The organism is Castellaniella sp. UC4447_H14 (assembly GCF_052978285.1).
On the sequence record NZ_CM129666.1, the window covers coordinates 1,830,452 to 1,846,261 of the forward strand.

Annotated in this window: 17 protein-coding genes; 8 read left to right on the forward strand and 9 right to left on the reverse strand. The window is 63.4% G+C overall.

The window, feature by feature from the left end:
- The first annotated feature begins 13 nt into the window (after positions 1-13).
- The 3 genes from pal (at position 14) to ACVCMJ_RS08785 (ending at position 2,111) form a co-directional block, all read left to right on the forward strand.
- Positions 14-508 (forward strand): peptidoglycan-associated lipoprotein Pal, encoded by a 495-nt coding sequence (gene pal / locus ACVCMJ_RS08775; RefSeq protein ID WP_447081034.1) that lies wholly within the window; start codon positions 14-16, stop codon positions 506-508.
- 68 nt (positions 509-576) lie between these two features.
- Positions 577-1,278 carry a tol-pal system protein YbgF gene (gene ybgF / locus ACVCMJ_RS08780; protein WP_447081035.1) on the forward strand — a complete coding sequence of 234 codons (702 nt, stop codon included), beginning with the start codon at positions 577-579 and terminating at the stop codon, positions 1,276-1,278.
- Positions 1,278-2,111, forward strand: a complete 834-nt coding sequence (locus ACVCMJ_RS08785) for an alpha/beta fold hydrolase (RefSeq protein ID WP_447081036.1) — start codon at positions 1,278-1,280, stop codon at positions 2,109-2,111. The genes ybgF and ACVCMJ_RS08785 overlap by 1 nt, the downstream gene beginning before the upstream one ends.
- 29 nt (positions 2,112-2,140) lie before the next feature.
- Here the strand turns inward: ACVCMJ_RS08785 and ACVCMJ_RS08790 are convergent, their stop codons facing one another.
- Positions 2,141-2,677 (reverse strand): copper chaperone PCu(A)C, encoded by a 537-nt coding sequence (locus ACVCMJ_RS08790; protein ID WP_447081037.1) that lies wholly within the window; start codon positions 2,675-2,677, stop codon positions 2,141-2,143.
- 95 nt (positions 2,678-2,772) lie between these two features.
- Between ACVCMJ_RS08790 and ACVCMJ_RS08795 the strand changes: the two genes are divergently transcribed.
- Positions 2,773-3,237, forward strand: coding sequence for a PaaI family thioesterase (locus ACVCMJ_RS08795; RefSeq protein ID WP_447081038.1), 465 nt, complete (start codon positions 2,773-2,775; stop codon positions 3,235-3,237).
- A gap of 22 nt (positions 3,238-3,259) precedes the next feature.
- Here ACVCMJ_RS08795 and ACVCMJ_RS08800 read toward each other — a convergent pair whose 3' ends face one another.
- From ACVCMJ_RS08800 to ahpC, 7 genes are all read right to left on the reverse strand, one after another.
- A complete protein-coding gene (locus ACVCMJ_RS08800) occupies positions 3,260-4,363 on the reverse strand; it encodes a BMP family ABC transporter substrate-binding protein (protein WP_447081039.1) in 1,104 nt (367 codons plus the stop codon).
- Positions 4,364-4,474: 111 nt separating this feature from the next.
- The gene (locus ACVCMJ_RS08805) at positions 4,475-5,401 is read right to left on the reverse strand and encodes an ABC transporter permease (protein WP_447081040.1); all 927 of its coding nucleotides are present in this window, start codon (positions 5,399-5,401) and stop codon (positions 4,475-4,477) included.
- Position 5,402: 1 nt separating this feature from the next.
- The gene (locus tag ACVCMJ_RS08810; protein WP_447082714.1) at positions 5,403-6,449 is read right to left on the reverse strand and encodes an ABC transporter permease; all 1,047 of its coding nucleotides are present in this window, start codon (positions 6,447-6,449) and stop codon (positions 5,403-5,405) included.
- 25 nt (positions 6,450-6,474) lie between these two features.
- Positions 6,475-8,070 carry an ABC transporter ATP-binding protein gene (locus tag ACVCMJ_RS08815; protein WP_447081041.1) on the reverse strand — a complete coding sequence of 532 codons (1,596 nt, stop codon included), beginning with the start codon at positions 8,068-8,070 and terminating at the stop codon, positions 6,475-6,477.
- An 89-nt stretch (positions 8,071-8,159) separates the two neighbouring features.
- Positions 8,160-8,822, reverse strand: coding sequence for a leucine efflux protein LeuE (leuE, locus tag ACVCMJ_RS08820; RefSeq protein WP_447081042.1), 663 nt, complete (start codon positions 8,820-8,822; stop codon positions 8,160-8,162).
- Positions 8,823-8,876: 54 nt separating this feature from the next.
- Positions 8,877-10,451 (reverse strand): alkyl hydroperoxide reductase subunit F, encoded by a 1,575-nt coding sequence (gene ahpF / locus ACVCMJ_RS08825; protein ID WP_447081043.1) that lies wholly within the window; start codon positions 10,449-10,451, stop codon positions 8,877-8,879.
- 143 nt (positions 10,452-10,594) lie between these two features.
- The gene (gene ahpC, locus ACVCMJ_RS08830; RefSeq protein WP_447081044.1) at positions 10,595-11,158 is read right to left on the reverse strand and encodes an alkyl hydroperoxide reductase subunit C; all 564 of its coding nucleotides are present in this window, start codon (positions 11,156-11,158) and stop codon (positions 10,595-10,597) included.
- 93 nt (positions 11,159-11,251) lie between these two features.
- Between ahpC and ACVCMJ_RS08835 the strand changes: the two genes are divergently transcribed.
- Genes ACVCMJ_RS08835 through ACVCMJ_RS08850 form a run of 4 tightly spaced genes read left to right on the forward strand, consistent with a single transcriptional unit; the run spans position 11,252 to position 15,051 of the window.
- Complete coding sequence (locus tag ACVCMJ_RS08835) at positions 11,252-11,797, forward strand: hypothetical protein (RefSeq protein ID WP_447081045.1); 546 nt, start codon at positions 11,252-11,254, stop codon at positions 11,795-11,797.
- 2 nt (positions 11,798-11,799) lie between these two features.
- Positions 11,800-12,636 (forward strand): class III extradiol dioxygenase family protein, encoded by an 837-nt coding sequence (locus ACVCMJ_RS08840; protein ID WP_447081046.1) that lies wholly within the window; start codon positions 11,800-11,802, stop codon positions 12,634-12,636.
- Positions 12,637-12,687: 51 nt separating this feature from the next.
- Positions 12,688-13,860, forward strand: a complete 1,173-nt coding sequence (gene pobA / locus ACVCMJ_RS08845; RefSeq protein ID WP_447081047.1) for a 4-hydroxybenzoate 3-monooxygenase — start codon at positions 12,688-12,690, stop codon at positions 13,858-13,860.
- 27 nt (positions 13,861-13,887) lie between these two features.
- Positions 13,888-15,051, forward strand: a complete 1,164-nt coding sequence (locus tag ACVCMJ_RS08850) for an ABC transporter substrate-binding protein (RefSeq protein WP_447081049.1) — start codon at positions 13,888-13,890, stop codon at positions 15,049-15,051.
- A 137-nt stretch (positions 15,052-15,188) separates the two neighbouring features.
- Here the strand turns inward: ACVCMJ_RS08850 and ACVCMJ_RS08855 are convergent, their stop codons facing one another.
- Entirely contained in the window at positions 15,189-15,476 is a 288-nt protein-coding gene (locus tag ACVCMJ_RS08855; protein ID WP_447081050.1) for an ArsR/SmtB family transcription factor, read from the reverse strand.
- Between the last annotated feature and the right edge of the window lie 334 nt (positions 15,477-15,810).

The window sequence follows — 15,810 nt, forward strand, 5'->3', positions numbered from 1 at the left end:
TAAAGGACATTAAATGAGCTCGCGCATCACCAGGACTCTGACAGTCGCCGCCTTTGCCGCCTCCCTGGCAGCATGCAGCTCCGTGCCGCTGGATCACAACGGCAACGGATCGGCCGGTTCGAATTCGGCGTCCGCAGGGCAAGTCATGGATCCGTTCAATCCTCAAAGCCCGCTCGCGCAACAACGCTCGGTCTACTTCGATTTCGACAGCTATGTGGTCAAAGACCAATACCGTCCGATGATCGAAATGCATGCGAACTATCTGACTAGCCATACCAGCCAGAAGGTCCGTATCGAAGGCAACACCGACGCTCGCGGCAGTGCGGAATACAATCTGGCACTGGGCCAACGCCGTTCCGATGCCGTGGCACGCACGATGACTCTGCTGGGCGTCAACGCCAACCAGATCGAAGCCATCAGCTATGGTAAGGAACGTCCGAAGGCTACGGGCACAACCGACGCCGACTACGCTGAGAACCGTCGCGCTGATATCGACTATCAGCGTTGATCGCCGAAAGGCGTCAAACAGCGCCGTAGCGGCTGACGCTACGGCGTTTTTTTATGGGACGAATCACTATGCATGCACTCACGCACCGACTCAGCCTGATTTCCGCCGCGACGCTGATTGCGCTTTCGGCCGCCGCCCCTGCGCAGGCATTTTCCGATGATGAAGCGCGACAGGCGATCCTGGAGCTGCGGGCACAGGTCAATCAGCTCAAGACCCAGAACCAGCAAGGCCAATTGCAGCTGGCCGACCAGGTGGAGATGATGCGCCAGGAAATCGCCACGCTGCGCGGCCGCGTCGAGGAATTGAACCAGGCAGTCACCAGCGCAGCACAGCATAACGGCTCGGCCCAACCTGACAACGCTCAGCAAGCGGGCAACCAGCAGCAAGCAGCGGGCGACCCGCAGGAGCAGGCGGCATACAGCGCCGCGGCCGACCTGTACCGAGGCGGACACTACAAGGAAGCGGCTTCCGCCTTTTCGACCTTTGTCTCGTCCTACCCCAGCAGCGACCTGGCGACCGACGCCCGTTTCTACCTGGGCAGCAGCCAGTACGCCTCGAAGGACTTCAAGAACTCCATCCAGACGATGCAGGCGCTGGTGAAGGCTCATCCCGATTCGCCCAAGGCTCCAGACGCCCTGTTGGTGGTGGCTGCGGACCAGATCGAACTCAACGACATGAAAGGCGCCAAGGCCAGCCTCCAGCGGATCACGAAGGAATACCCCAAGAGTTCGGCCGCCGACACCGCCAAGAGCCGCCTGAAGCTGCTGTAATGCCGTCGCACCCCGACCTCCCGCCCGAGCGGATCAGCCTGCCGGGGGGCACCCTGCACTACACGCAGGCCGGCCGTGGGGCCACCATCCTGCTGGTCCACGGGTCGCTGTGCGACTACCGCTACTGGCGCTGGCAGATTCCCGCCATGGCCGAAACATGCCGCGTGATCGCGCCTAGCCTGTACGGTTGCTGGCCCGACACCGGCCACCACCCGCAGGCCGCCTATGCCATCGATGCCCACGCCGCGAGCCTGATGCAACTGGTGCGGGCATTGGGCATCTCGGATGGCATCCACGTGGTGGGTCACTCTCGGGGCGCACAGGTTGCGCTGGCCTTCGCGCTGTCGGCGCCCGAACTATGCCGCTCGCTGACGCTCGCGGATCCCGGATTCCGCTTCGATGACGAGCTCGAAACGGCACCCTTCTACACGGGTGCCGTCCAACAGCTCCAGGCTGGCCGAATCGATGAAGCGCTGGAAGAATTCGTCGACACCGTCAACGGTGCGAACACCTGGCGCAAGATGGTGGCGTGGTTCAAGGAAATGGTCCGCGACAACGCCATGACACTGCTGTCGCAGATCCGCGAGGCCAACGTGGCGGTCGCACCGGCTGACGTGGCCGACATCCGGTGTCCGCTGCTGCTCGTCGGCGGCAGCCAGAGCCCCTCCAAGTACGGCAGCCGGCAGGACAGGTTGCAGCAGATACTGCCCCAGGCCGAGCGGGTGCGCATCGCGCTGTCCGCCCACGGCATGAACCTCGCCAACCCAAGGGCGTTCAACCGCGCCGTGCTGGAATTCGTGCAGAGCTGCGCGGCGCCAGTCGCCCGCGCCTGACGGCCGCGCGCCACGCGGCCGCACTCCCGTCAGTGCATGCCGTGACCCGACATCCCGTGCATACCCTTCATGCCTGACATGCTCTGCATGTCAGGCATCGCATTGGCGGGTCGGACCTCGCACGCGGCCGAGAACTCGCCCCCGCCCGCGAGCCGGAAATGCATCTGCACGGTATCCCCGACCTTCAATCCGACGCGCGGCTGCTCCAGCATCAAGTGGTAGCTGCCCGGCTTGAACGCCACGTCGCCACCCGCAGGGACCTTCAGATCGTGCACCGGAGACATGGCGCTCATGCCTCCGGACTCGGTCGTCTGATGCATCATGACCTGGCCGTAATCAGGCGAACGCACGCTCTCCAGGACTTCAGCCGAAGTGCCCGAGTTGTGAATGACCAGGAACCCGCCCGATGGTGCAGGAGCCGGGAGCTGCCGGATCCAGCACTGCGAAGCGCTCACCGGGCCGGCCGCGGTCGACGTGGCGGCCGCACCATGATCCATATTTCCATGCCCCCATGCGGAAGCGGCCAGCGCAGCAGCAGCCAGCCACCCCAGAGCACTTCTCGTCATTCCCTGCATGATCCACCATCCTTTCAAAGGCGTACCGCTCGTGGCGCCCAGTGTACTATGGCTCTTTCCATGGCCTTTTCGAGGTCGCCACCGCCATGTCACCGCTCGCTGCCGCGCCTCGGGCGACCAGCCCTCTCCCGGCTCCCCACGAGCCACAGATCACCGTGGAAGAGTTTCAAGACCTGCTGCGGCGTCAGCATCCGTTCGCTGCCGTGCTGGGCGCCGAAATCCTGGAAATCGGCAACGGTCGGGCCACCTTGCGCCTTCCCCCGAACCCGGCCAATCAGAGGCTGGGCGGCATCATCGCCGGCCCCATGCTGATGGGGCTCGCCGATCTGGCGCTTTACGCCGCCATCGTCGGCGCCACCGGCAACCCCGAAGCCGTCACCGCCAGCCTGACGATCAACTTCCTGCGCAAAGCGCCGGCGGGCGGCGTCCTGGCTCAGGCCAGGCTGCTCAAGACCGGCCGGCTGGCCGCCGGCGAGGCCCTGCTCATCCCCGAGGCCGGCGGAGACCCGGTGGCGCAAGTGATCAGCACCTGGTCAGTGCCCAGGCACTGACCACGCCGCCCCGGCGAAACGATCAGCTCTTGGGAAGCTGGCCGTCCACGCCCTCCAGGAAGTAATTCATGTTGCGAATGTCGTTGTCGCCGAGCGTCTTGCCTTGGGCGAGTACCTCTTTGCCTTCCTGATTGCGCAGTGGCCCCTTGAAGATTTCGTAGCCGCCCGAAATGATGGCCTGCTTCTGCTTCTCGACGAGGTCCACGACGTCCTTGGGAATGGCGGGCAGCATGGGTCCCAGTCGGAGCCAGTCATGAGCAAATCCATACCAGGCATCGCGGGACTTCCACGTGCCGGCCAGAACCTGCTTGGCTGTTTCCACGTAGAAGGGCTCCCAGTTCAGGATGATGGACGTGAGCTGGCTCTTCGGCCCGAATTGCCGCATGTCCGAGTCGTAGCCGAATGAATAGACGCCCTTGGATTCTGCCACCTGGATCACGGCGGGGGAATCGGTGTGCTTGTTGAGGATGTCCGCGCCCTGGTTGATGAGCGTTTCGGCGGCCAGGCGCTCTTTGCCCGGATCGAACCAGCTATTGATGAAGACGACCTTGACCCGGGCCTTGGGGTTGACCTGGTGCAGGCCGATGGTAAAGGCATTGACCCCGCGAATCACTTCGGGGATGGGGAATGGCGCGACGTAGCCGATGACGTTGCTCTTGGTCATGTGTCCGGCGATCAGGCCGGTCAGATACCGTGCCTGAACGAAACGGGGCATGTAGGTGCCGACGTTGGGGGCAAGCTTGTAGCCGGTGCACATCTCGAAGACGGTGTCGGGGAACTGCTTGGCCACCCGCATGGTCGGATCCATGAACCCGAAGGACGTCGTGAAAATGAGTTTGTGACCCTTGGCCGCCAGCTCGCGGATGACGCGCTCGGAGTCCGAACCCTCGGCCACGTTTTCCACATAGGTGGTCTTGACCGCGTCACCCAGTTCCTTGACGATGGCCTTGCGCCCCAGGTCGTGCTGATAGGTCCAGCCGAAATCCCCTGTGGGGCCGACGTAGACGAATCCGATCTTGAGCGGCTTGTCCGTGGCCGCCATGCCCAGTCCGGGCCAACCGGCCGTCCCAACGATGGCGGAAGTCGCCGCCACGGTCTTCAGTAAATCCCTACGCTTCTTGTCCATATTTCCTCCCCGGTGCCCTGCCGGTTCACTGTTGCGTTACGAATCCGTCCCAGCCCGCCGCGCTCCCGCGCGACGGCCGCTCCAATCTACTCCCATTTCTTCCCCGGCGTTTCACGTCGTGGGATGGAAAGACTTGCCCAACGACACCGGCGTGTTCAGCAGCACGCGGGTGCGATCCATCGAAATGAACACGAGCGCGACGATGGTGATCAGATAGGGCAGCATGGCCAGGAAATCGGGGGGTATGCCCAGCCCCATGGATTGACCCTGGTACTGGAAGACCGTCAGGAACCCGAACAGGTAGGCGCCCACCAGCACCAGGCCGGGGCGCCAAGTGGCGAATACCACCAATGCCAGGGCAATCCACCCGCGGCCGGCCACCATGCCCTCTTGCCACAAGGGGGTGTACACCACCGACAGGTAGGCCCCTCCGAGGCCCGCCAGGCCGCCGCCAAACAGAATCGCCAGATAACGCATGCGCACGACCGGATATCCCAGGCCATGCGCCACGTCGGGAGATTCCCCCACGGCCCGAAGCTTCAATCCCGACCGGCTGCGGTACAAATAGATGTAAAGGCCCAATGCCGACAGCCAGGACACGTAAACCAGGGGATCGTACGAAAACAGCACCTTCCCGACGAATGGCAGATCGCTCAAAACCGGAAGGTGCCATGCAGCGACGCCGGGCAAGGAAATGCCCGTGTAGCTCTTGCCCATGAAAGCGCTCAGGCCGGTCCCGAAAATAGTGAGTGCAAGACCCGTTGCCACCTGGTTGGCAATGAGATGCTGGGTAATGAAGGCAAAGAGGAGCGACATGAGCGCCCCAGCCAGAATCGCCGCCATCATGCCCAGCGTGGGGCTGCCCGTCACCACCGCCGTGATGAAACCGGCGACGGCGCCCACGAGCATCATGCCCTCCACGCCGAGATTGAGAACCCCCGAACGCTCCACGATCAGTTCGCCCATGGCCGCCAGCGCCAGCGGCGTACCGGCCTGCACGGTGGACACGATCGTCGACACCAGAATCCCATCCGCCATGTCAGGCCTCCCCCGGTTGATCCGCCGGCGCCGTGCGCACGATGCGTATGCGATAACGGATCAACACGTCCGTCGCCAGCACCAGGAATAGCAGCATGCCCTGGAACACCCCCGCCACCGCGCTGGGCAGATGCAAGGAAATCTGGACCTGGTCGCCGCCCACATACAACAGGCCCACCAGCAGGCTGGCGAGCAACACGCCGATCGGTTCGAGCTGCCCCAGGAAAGCGACGATGATCGCCGTAAAGCCGTAGCCCGGGGAGATGACGGGCTGCAGCTTGCCGATGGTTCCCGCGACCTCGAACAGGCCCGCCAGGCCCGACAGCGCCCCCCCAAGCAGCATCGTGATCCAGACCATGCGCGTGCGGCTGTACCCGGCGTAGGCCGCCGCCTGCTCGGAGAGGCCGGACACCCGCACCTGGAAACCGAAGAACATGCGATGCATCAGAAGCCAGCCCAACGGCACCACCAGGATGCTGGCGACCGTCGCCACATTGAGCAAGGTGCCCTGCACGATGGGCGCCAGGGTCGACGACGCATCGAACATCACCGTCTGCGGGAAGTTGTAGCCCTGCGGATCGCGCCACGGACCATGAACCAGATATTGCAGCAGGTGTTCCGCCACGTACACCAGCAGCAGGCTGGTCAGGATTTCATTGGTATTGAGCCGGGTTTTCAGGAAGGCGGGGATGGCTGCCCAGAGTGCGCCGCCGACGGCGCCCGCCAGCGTCATCAGGGGCAGCAGCCACCATCCGCCGTGGCCCTGAAACAGCAGTGCCACACCGCCACCGCAGAGGGCGCCCAGGGTGAGCTGCCCCTCGGCCCCGATATTCCAGACGCCAGCCCGGAACCCGATGGCCAGCCCCATGCTGATCATCAGCAGTGGCGCGACCTTGAGCAACCAAGTGCTGACCCCGTAGAGGCTGTTGATCGGGCTGATGAAAAATTCGTAGAGCGACTCCAGGGGATCCCGGCCCAGGGCAGCAAACAGGATGGCGCCGAAAATCAAGGTCAGCCCCCCCGCCAGCAAAGGCGAGACCCAACGCATGACACGCGAATGCCGCAGCCTCGGCTCAAGCAATAGTCGCACTACGTCCTCCCTCGTCCCGGATGTGCGACATCGCCGACAGGCCCGCCATCCAACGGCCGATTTCATCCCGATCCGCGTCCGGCACGGCCACGGCCGCCGACAGGCGGCCCTCGTACAGCACGGCGATCCGGTCGCAGACCTCGAAGAGTTCATTGAGGTCTTCGGACACGAGCAACACCCCCGTGCGTTGAGTACCCGCCAGATCCATCAGCGCCTGCCGGATCGCCGTCGCCGCTCCGACATCCACCCCCCAGGTCGGATTGGCCGCAATCAGGACCCGCGGAGCGAGCCGGATCTCACGCCCCATCACGAATTTCTGCAGATTGCCGCCCGAAAGACTGCGGGCCTCCGCGTCCGTGCTGCCCGCCACGACGCGAAACGCCTGGCAGATCCCCTCGGCCATCTCGCGCACCGCCGCGCCGCGCACGAACCCATGGCGCACGAGACCTTTCTGGTAGGCCGTCAGGCACGTATTGTCGACCAAGGACATCTCGGGGACGGTACCGCGGCCCAGACGCTCGGCGGGAGCGAAACCCAGGCCGAGAGCCCGGCGGCCGGCCGGGTTCAGGCGGCCCACCGCCCGGCCATCGAGCCGCAGCATCTCGTCGGGCAAACCGGAGCGCTCTCCCGACAGGGCCGCCAGAAGTTCCTGCTGGCCGTTGCCGGCGACGCCGGCAATACCAACGATTTCACCCTCATGAACCGAGAGGTCGACATGTTCGAGCGCAGTGCCGAAGGGATCCGTCGATGGGCAGGTCAGATCGTCAAGCTGCAGGCACACCCGGCCGGGGCCCGCAACGGGATTCTCGCGCGCTTTCAGGACGGGCGGCTCGCTGCCCATCATCATGCGTGCCAGACTGTGAGCACTCTCGGTACGCGGATCGCAGCACCCCACCCGGCGCGCCGTACGCAGGACAGTGGCCCCAGTGCACAAGGCACGGACTTCTTCGAGCTTGTGACTGATGTAAAGGATGCTGCGCCCGCCCTGGGTGAATTGCTGCAAGGTTTCGAACAGCAAATCGACTTCGCCCGGCGTCAGTACCGACGTGGGCTCGTCCATGATCAGCAGTTGCGGAGCCTGCAGCAGGCAGCGCACGATTTCCACCCGCTGCCGCTCCCCTACCGACAGACTGTGCACGGGCTGGTCGGGCCGTACCGACAGGCGATACTCCTGCGAAACGGCCGTAATGTGTTCGGAGAGTTGCCGCAGGCTGCCCGCATGCCGCAGGCTCAGGGCGATGTTCTGCGCCACCGTCAGAGTCTCGAAGAGCGAGAAGTGCTGGAACACCATGCCGATGCCCAGCCGCTGGGCCTCCGACGGGCTGGAGATGCGCACCGGCCGACCCTGCCACAGGATGGACCCCGCGTCGGGCCGGATCACGCCGTAAATGCATTTCACCAGGGTGCTTTTGCCCGCACCATTTTCGCCCAGCAGCGCATGCCGCTCACCCGGCAGGATGCGGAGGTCGACGGCGTCGTTGGCGAGCGTACCGGGGTAGCGCTTGGTGATGCCCCGGAGTTCCAGCAGAGGAGCCACAGCCGGTTCGGCTTTCGCCGCCCCATCCATCGGATCCCGCATGTGCTCCTCCACCGGTTGTCGTGCGCGCCATCGCGCGAGGATTTGCCCCGCAGTATAAGTGGCGCCCGCCACAACACACAACGGGACGGCTACTCTTCAAGCACCATCATCCCCGCAAACCCGAGGAACAGCAGTCCCACCAGGCCGCTTCCGGCGCGCGCCAGCATCTGCCTCCGGCGAAAGAACGCCGCGAGCTGCGTCCCCCCGAAGATCAGCACCGACAGGTAGAGAATGCTGCAGGTCTGCAGAATCGCAGCCAGAATGAGGAACGACAGCGCAGGATGCGAATAATGCGGATCCACGAACTGGACGAAAAACGACAGGAGGAACAGGATCGCCTTGGGGTTGAGCAGACTGAGCAGCAGCGCCTTGCGAAAGCGCGCGTCCGTGCCCCCGCTCACGACCTGGGCGTGCGCCGGCCCCGGGCGCCAGGCCGAGCGCAGCAGGTGGATGCCCAGATAGCATAGGTACAAGACGCCCACAGTCTTCAGTGCCAGATACAGCATCGGCAGCAGATGCAGCACCGAGGCCGCCCCCGCGGCCGTGAGCGTCATGAGAATGGAATCCCCGAGAAACACCCCGAACGCCGCGCGATAACCGGCCCGTACGCCACGGCTCGCGCCGGTCGCCAGCACGAACAGGGAATTCGGACCCGGGAGCAGGATGATGAAGATCACCCCCGCCACATAGGTCCACAGATTGATCACGCCATAATGCGCCATGAGGCCTTCCCGGGCTGTGGAAGGCCTCATTTTAGGGGTTTGCCGGAACTGCGGGGGCCGTCCGGGCCGCCCCCGCAGCGGTGATCAGCCAGCGATCGCTTCGGTGCTGTCCACCGACGTGCGGATCAGGTGATCGAAGGCGGACAGCGCCGCCTTGGCACCCTCGCCCGCCGCGATGATGATCTGCTTGTAGGGCACCGTGGTGGCATCGCCGGCCGCAAACACGCCCGGAACAGAGGTCTGCCCGCGCGCATCCACCACGATCTCGCCGTGCGGGCTGAGCTCCACCACGCCCTTGAGCCATTCCGTATTCGGAACCAGCCCGATCTGGATGAAGACCCCCTCCAGTTCGACGCGATGCAGCTCGTCCGTCGCGCGGTCCTTGTAGCTGAGGGCTACGACGCGCTTGCCGTCACCGTGAATCTCGGTCGTCTGTGCCGAGGTCAGGATGTCCACGTTCGGGAGGCTGCGCAGCTTGCGCTGCAGGATATCGTCCGCGCGCAGCATATCGCCGAATTCGATGAGCGTCACGTGTCCCACAATGCCGGCCAGATCGATCGCCGCTTCCACGCCGGAATTGCCGCCTCCGATGACAGCCACACGCTTGCCCTTGAACAGCGGCCCGTCGCAGTGCGGGCAGTAGGCCACGCCCCGATTGCGGTATTCGTCTTCGCCCGGCACGTTGATGTGGCGCCAGCGTGCCCCCGTGGACAGAATGACCGTCTTCGCCTTCAAGGACGCCCCGCTGGCCAGTTCCAGCCCGACAGGCTGACCCGGCACGAGCCTGGCCGCCCGCTGAAGGTTCATGATGTCGACTTCATAGGCCTTGACGTGCTGCTCCAGCGCCACGCCGAACTTCGGGCCCTCGGTTTCCAGGATCGAGATGTAGTTCTCGATGGCCATGGTGTCCAGCACCTGGCCGCCGAAGCGCTCGGCCACGACCCCGGTGCGAATGCCTTTGCGGGCCGCATAGACAGCCGCCGCCGCACCGGCCGGGCCCCCCCCCACGACGAGCACATCGAACACCTCGCGGGCGTTCAAGGCCTCGACCTTCGCCTCAGTGTCGCCGGCGCCCAGCTTGGCGAGCAGCTCTTCGACCCCGGCGCGCCCCTGCTGGAAGGGTTCGCCATCCCGGAATACTGCCGGTACCGAGAGGACTTCACGGTCCCGGACCTCGTCCTGGAACAGCGCCCCGTCGATGGCGACATGGTGAATACGCGGATTGATCACCGCCATCGCATTCAACGCCTGCACCACATCGGGGCAGTTCTGGCACGACAAGGAAAAATAAGTCTCGAAATGATAGTCGCCGGGCAGGTTGCGGATCTGTTCCTGGACGGCATCATCGATCTTCGGAGGATGGCCCCCCACCTGAAGCAGCGCGAGCACCAGCGACGTGAATTCGTGGCCCAGCGGGATTCCGGCAAAGCGCACGCCAATGTCCGTTCCCGCCCGCGCAATGGCGAACGAAGGCACGCGGACGCCCGGCGCTGTTTCGTCCACGACGGTCAGCTTGTCCGAGAGCGCAGCAATCTCATCGAGAAAGCTGCGCAGCTCCTGCGACTGGGTGCCGCCGTCCAGGGAGGCACGCAGCTCGACGGGCAGCGTCACCCGCTCGAGGTAGGTTCCCAATTGTCCTTTCAGCGTGGCATCCAGCATCTCATTCACCTTTTTCAGAAAACAGTAGCCCTCCCCGCGCAAGGATTCAAGATCCAGTGCGCGCAGTCGACGTGCGGCGGGAGGAGGAGCCCGCCACCGCCCGGCGGACGGCGGCAGGTTAAGGCCAGAAGGGATTGGGCCGGTCAGATCTTGCCGACCAGATCCAGCGACGGGGTCAGCGTCTTGGCGCCTTCTTCCCATTTGGCGGGGCAGACTTCGCCCGGGTGCGCCGCAATGTATTGCGCAGCCTTCACCTTGCGCAGCAGCTCGGTGGCGTCACGGCCGATTCCGTTGTCATGGATTTCCAGGACTTTGATTTCGCCCGCCGGGTTCACCACGAACGTCCCGCGCAGCGCCACGCCTTCTTCCTCGATCAGTACATCGAAATTGCGGGCCAGCACCTGGGTCGGGTCGCCAAGCATCGGGTAGCTGACCTTGCTGATCGCGTCGGACGTGTCATGCCAGGCTTTGTGGGCGAAATGGGTGTCGGTCGACACCGAATAGACTTCCACGCCCAGCTTCTTGAATTCGGCGTAGTGGTCGGCCAGATCTTCCAGTTCGGTCGGGCACACGAACGTGAAGTCGGCCGGATAGAACACGAACACGGACCATTTTCCGGCCACGGACTGCTCGGTGACCTCGACGAACTTGCCGTCGTGGTAGGCAGTAGCCTTGAAAGGCTTGATCTTGGTGTTGATCAAAGACATGTGAAGAACTCCTTGTCTGATGGGTGAGTGGCGAAAGTGCCCACGGGACCCAGTGTAGTGGGACCCCATGGATAAGTAAAATTGATTGTTTCAATGAAGTTGATCGTCTTCAGCTATCGGGTGCCGAGCGTGTCCGTAAAGTGCAATCAATCGTCCTTTTTAACCCTTCCGTATTGTCCCCCCTCCTACGATCATGGTCATGACCTATCGTTCAAGGCGCCAGTAATCCGTCCCCTTTCTCGAGACGGCGCAAAGGCAACGCAGAAGGAGCAAGGCATGACCGCGCAGCAGCTCGATCCGAAACATCCGATTCCAGGTATCCGGGTGTTCAACCTCGAAGAATCCCATCGGGGATACCGCATCAACCGGATGTGCAATTCCCTGACCGTGGAGGCCAACCGGCAATCTTATCGTGATGACGAGGAAGCCTACCTCGAAGACTACGGCCTGAACGAAACCGAGAAGCAGCTTGTACGACAGCGCGATTGGGCTGGTCTGAACGCCGCCGGGGGCAATATCTACTTTCTGCTGAAGCTCGGCTTCGTCGTGGGGCAGGGCCTGTATCGCATGGGCGCCCAGATGCGGGGCGAAAGCTACGAAGAGTTCCTCACCTCGCGCACCGCCAAAGGAGCCCGCTGACCATGGCCAGAATCATTGCCGGCATCGGCACCTCGCATGTCCCTTCCATCGGCGGCGCCTACGACCGCAAAGCGCAGAACGAGCCGGCCTGGAAGCCGCTGTTCGACGCCTACATCCCCGTGCGCGAATGGCTCAGGTCGCTGCGCCCGGACGTAGTCGTCATGGTCTACAACGATCATGGCGCCGATTTCTTCTTCAACAAATATCCCACTTTTGCCATGGGATGCGCGGACACCTACCCCATCGCCGACGAAGGCATGGGAGTGCGTCCCCTGCCGCCGCTGCGCGGCGATTTCGACTTCTCCCGGCATCTGTGTGAATCACTGGTCTACGACGAGTTCGATCTCACCATGTGCCAGGAAATGTCCGTGGAGCACGGCTTCCTGGTCCCCATGCATCTTTGCTTCGACCCCGAGCCGGAATGGCCGGTAGCGGCGGTCCCGCTGGCCGTCAACGTACTCCTGCACCCGTTGCCCACCGCCCGACGCTGCTACCGGCTGGGGCAGGCGATCCGCAAGGCTGTGGAATCGGACCCCCGGGATCTCCGCGTCGTCGTCATCGGCACGGGCGGCATGTCGCACCAGCTCCAGGGGCCGCAGTTCGGCGCCATGAACCGCGACTTCGACCGCGACTTCCTGGAACGCATCGAACACGATCCGGTGAGCCTGACGCAGCTCACCCACCAGCAACTCATGGAACAGGCGGGTGCCGAGGGCATCGAACTCATCATGTGGCTGACCATGCGGGGGGCGCTTTCACCCAACCCGCGCCGCATCCACAAGCACTATTACGCCCCCATGACGACAGGCATGGGCCTGATCACCTTCGAAGAACCCTGACGGCCGGAAGGCACCGGCCATTCCGAGACGACTACATTGGAGACACATCACATGCCTACTGAACGCACCCAGGTGGTGATCATCGGCGCCGGTCCCGCCGGCCTCGTACTGGGTCAACTGCTGCAAAAGAACGGTATCGACAACATCATCCTGGAGCGCCGCGACGCCGAATACGTTCTGGGACGAATCCGCGCGGGCGTCCTGGAGACTCCGACGGTCCAGGCTCTGAAGGAAGCGGGCGTGGGCGACAAGCCCGAACGCGAAGGCCTGCACATGCACGGCTTCAACCTCCGCTGGGGCGAAGAACGCTGTCACATCGACTTCGGAATGGTCGGAAAGCACGCCCTGGTCTACGGCCAGACGCGCGTGACCCGCGACCTGATGCAGGCGCGCGAAGCCGGAGGAGGGACCACCCACTATGAGGCTGAAGACGTCCAGCCACACGATTTCGACGGCGAAAGACCCTGGGTCAGCTACCGCAAGAATGGACAGGAGCACCGGATCGACTGCGACTTCATCGCTGGCTGCGATGGCTTCCACGGCGTGTCGCGACCATCCATTCCTGCCGAACGGAAACAGGAATTCGAGACGGCCTTTCCCTTTGGCTGGCTGGGCATACTGGCCGACGTCACGCCGGTCTCCGAGGAAGTCTCCTGGATCAACCACCCTGAAGGTTTTCTGATGTGCAGCCTGCGATCGCGCACACGCAGCCGCTACTACCTCCAGGTGCCGAAGAACGAAGACATTGGCCAATGGAGCGCCGACCGGTTCTGGGTGGAATACGAGCGCCGGCTGCCGCGCGACCTGGCCGCGAACCTGCAGACCGGCCCGGCGCTTGAGATGAGCATCACGCCCCTGCACAGCTATGTCTGCACCCCGATGCGCTTCGGCCGGCTGTTCCTCGTGGGCGACGCCGCGCACATCGTTCCGCCTACCGGGGCGAAGGGACTGAACCTCGCCATCGGCGACGCGCAGGAACTCGCGCATGCGCTGCAGGCCCACTACAGCGGCTCCCGCCCCGATGCCATCGAGCAGTATTCGGACCGCGCACTTGGCCGCATCTGGAAGGCCGTGCGTTTCTCGTGGTGGATGACCACGCTGATGCACAAGCTGACGGGCGAACCGTTCGAGCGCCAGATCCAGCTCGCCGAGCTGGAATACACCCGAGGTTCGAAGGCCGCACAGACGGCCATCGCTGAAAATTTCTGCGGTCTGGACCACTGACCGCCGCCATTTCCACGGAGGAGACACATGAACATCCCCAAGACTCTCGTTGCGGCATGCATCGGCCTGGCGGCCGTCGGCACAGCCGCTGCCCAGGACCTGAAGATCGGCATGATCCTGCCCATGTCCGGCCCCTTCGCCGGGCACGGACAGCAGCTCGAAAACGGCGCACGCCTGTACATGCAGCAGCACGGTGACACCGTTGCCGGCCGCAAGATCAAACTCATCATCAAGGACGACACCGGTATCGCACCGGCCGTGAGCAAACGCCAGGCCCAGAATCTGCTGATCCAGGACAAGGTCGACGTCATGGCCGGGTTCGGCATGACACCATCCGCGTTCGCGGTCGCGCCGCTGGCCACGGAGACCAAGACCGCCATGGTGGTGATGAATGCGGCCACCTCGGCCATCACCAGCCAGTCGTCCTATATCGTGCGCACGTCCATGACGCTGCCGCAGGTCACTGCGCCGATTGCGGCCTGGGCGGCCAAAAACGGCATCCGCACGGTCTACAGCATCTCGGCCGACTACGGCCCGGGCCACGATGCCGAATCGCAGTTCGTGAAAACCTTCACGGCGGCAGGCGGCAAAATGGTCGGCACCGTACGCACACCGACACAGAATCCGGACTTTGCCCCCTTTCTGCAAAAGGCCAAGGATCTGCACCCGGATGCCGTCTTCCTGTTCGTCCCGGCGGGCGAGCAAGGCGTGGCGGCTATCAAGGCCTACCGGGAACGCGGGCTGGACAAGGCAGGCATCAAACTCATCGCCACCGGTGACATCGACAGTGAAGACGTCATCAACGCGATCGGCGATGCCGCATTGGGGCTCATTACGTCCTTCCACTACTCGGACGCCCACGATTCACCCGAAAACCATCAGTTCGTACAGGCCTACAAAAAGGCCTATCCGGGCGAGCGCCCCAACTTCTGGTCGGTGGGCGGCTATGACGGCATGCACCTGATCTATCAGGCCCTGGAGAAAACCGGAGGCAACGCCAACGGCGACGCACTCATGGACGCCGTCAAAGGACTGAAATGGATGAGTCCGCGCGGCCCCGTGCAGATTGACCCGAAGACCCGCGACATCATCCAGAACGTTTACATTCGCCGCGTGGAAAAAGTGGACGGTGAACTCCGGAACGTGGAGTTCGACAAGGTGGAAGCCGTCCGGGATCCCGGCAAGGCGTAGGCCTGGCGGCGCCGGCACGGCCAGATGCGCCGGCTCGTCCCGTTCGTGGCCACGGACCGCTCATGGGGTCAGTGGCCATTTCTCGTTGCAGGAGCAGTCCGGGATTGCGATGCGCCCGCCCCCCCGACCATCGCCCTTCAAGGCCCTGTCTTGCAGTACAAGTCGTACAGCACCCGGAGCAGGTGCAGCAGCTTGTCATCCGCGATGCAGTAGAACACGTGCTTGCCTTCGCGCCGCGTATTCACGGCTCCCTCCGTACGCAGCACCGCGAGCTGCTGGGACAGAGTCGGCTGCCGGATATCCAGCCGCTCCTCCAGCTCTCCCACGCTTTGCTCGCCCTCGGCAAGCTGGCATAGCAGCAGCAGACGATCGGGATTGGCGATCATCTTCAGTTGCCCCGCCACCACAGCGGCTGTCTCCCGCATTACCGGCAAATCAATGGCTACATCGTGCATATTTGTCCTTCGACGGCCATACCACGAACGATATATTTACATCACACAACATCTCTCAAGAAGCCTACACAGCTACCGGCGACCTTCGGATCCGCCGGCTTCCGCCCCCCAGGTACGATATTGCTCCAATCGCAACGCGCCTGGGAATCCCGTCGCGCCAAAAATAAGTGTTATTACCAATTGCTAAAACGGGAATCGCTGACGCATCATACGCGACAATTTCGAAAACAATATATCGACGATTCTATATAGAAGTTCATATAGCGACTCGTTCTACAGAACCTCTTCCCTATTCACAGACCCA

What these genes read in the sequence shown, in the direction of transcription:
- ACVCMJ_RS08805 (WP_447081040.1), bottom strand. Translation starts at nt 5,401, where the DNA reads ATGGCGGATGGGATTCTGGTGTCGACGATCGTGTCCACCGTGCAGGCC.
- ACVCMJ_RS08810 (WP_447082714.1), bottom strand. Translation starts at nt 6,449, where the DNA reads ATGCGTTGGGTCTCGCCTTTGCTGGCGGGGGGGCTGACCTTGATTTTC.
- ACVCMJ_RS08800 (WP_447081039.1), bottom strand. Translation starts at nt 4,363, where the DNA reads ATGGACAAGAAGCGTAGGGATTTACTGAAGACCGTGGCGGCGACTTCC.
- ACVCMJ_RS08815 (WP_447081041.1), bottom strand. Translation starts at nt 8,070, where the DNA reads ATGCGGGATCCGATGGATGGGGCGGCGAAAGCCGAACCGGCTGTGGCT.
- pal (WP_447081034.1), top strand. Translation starts at nt 14, where the DNA reads ATGAGCTCGCGCATCACCAGGACTCTGACAGTCGCCGCCTTTGCCGCC.
- ACVCMJ_RS08785 (WP_447081036.1), top strand. Translation starts at nt 1,278, where the DNA reads ATGCCGTCGCACCCCGACCTCCCGCCCGAGCGGATCAGCCTGCCGGGG.
- pobA (WP_447081047.1), top strand. Translation starts at nt 12,688, where the DNA reads ATGCCTACTGAACGCACCCAGGTGGTGATCATCGGCGCCGGTCCCGCC.
- ahpF (WP_447081043.1), bottom strand. Translation starts at nt 10,451, where the DNA reads ATGCTGGATGCCACGCTGAAAGGACAATTGGGAACCTACCTCGAGCGG.
- leuE (WP_447081042.1), bottom strand. Translation starts at nt 8,822, where the DNA reads ATGAGGCCTTCCACAGCCCGGGAAGGCCTCATGGCGCATTATGGCGTG.
- ACVCMJ_RS08835 (WP_447081045.1), top strand. Translation starts at nt 11,252, where the DNA reads ATGAAGTTGATCGTCTTCAGCTATCGGGTGCCGAGCGTGTCCGTAAAG.
- ybgF (WP_447081035.1), top strand. Translation starts at nt 577, where the DNA reads ATGCATGCACTCACGCACCGACTCAGCCTGATTTCCGCCGCGACGCTG.
- ACVCMJ_RS08855 (WP_447081050.1), bottom strand. Translation starts at nt 15,476, where the DNA reads ATGCGGGAGACAGCCGCTGTGGTGGCGGGGCAACTGAAGATGATCGCC.
- ahpC (WP_447081044.1), bottom strand. Translation starts at nt 11,158, where the DNA reads ATGTCTTTGATCAACACCAAGATCAAGCCTTTCAAGGCTACTGCCTAC.
- ACVCMJ_RS08795 (WP_447081038.1), top strand. Translation starts at nt 2,773, where the DNA reads ATGTCACCGCTCGCTGCCGCGCCTCGGGCGACCAGCCCTCTCCCGGCT.
- ACVCMJ_RS08840 (WP_447081046.1), top strand. Translation starts at nt 11,800, where the DNA reads ATGGCCAGAATCATTGCCGGCATCGGCACCTCGCATGTCCCTTCCATC.
- ACVCMJ_RS08790 (WP_447081037.1), bottom strand. Translation starts at nt 2,677, where the DNA reads ATGACGAGAAGTGCTCTGGGGTGGCTGGCTGCTGCTGCGCTGGCCGCT.
- ACVCMJ_RS08850 (WP_447081049.1), top strand. Translation starts at nt 13,888, where the DNA reads ATGAACATCCCCAAGACTCTCGTTGCGGCATGCATCGGCCTGGCGGCC.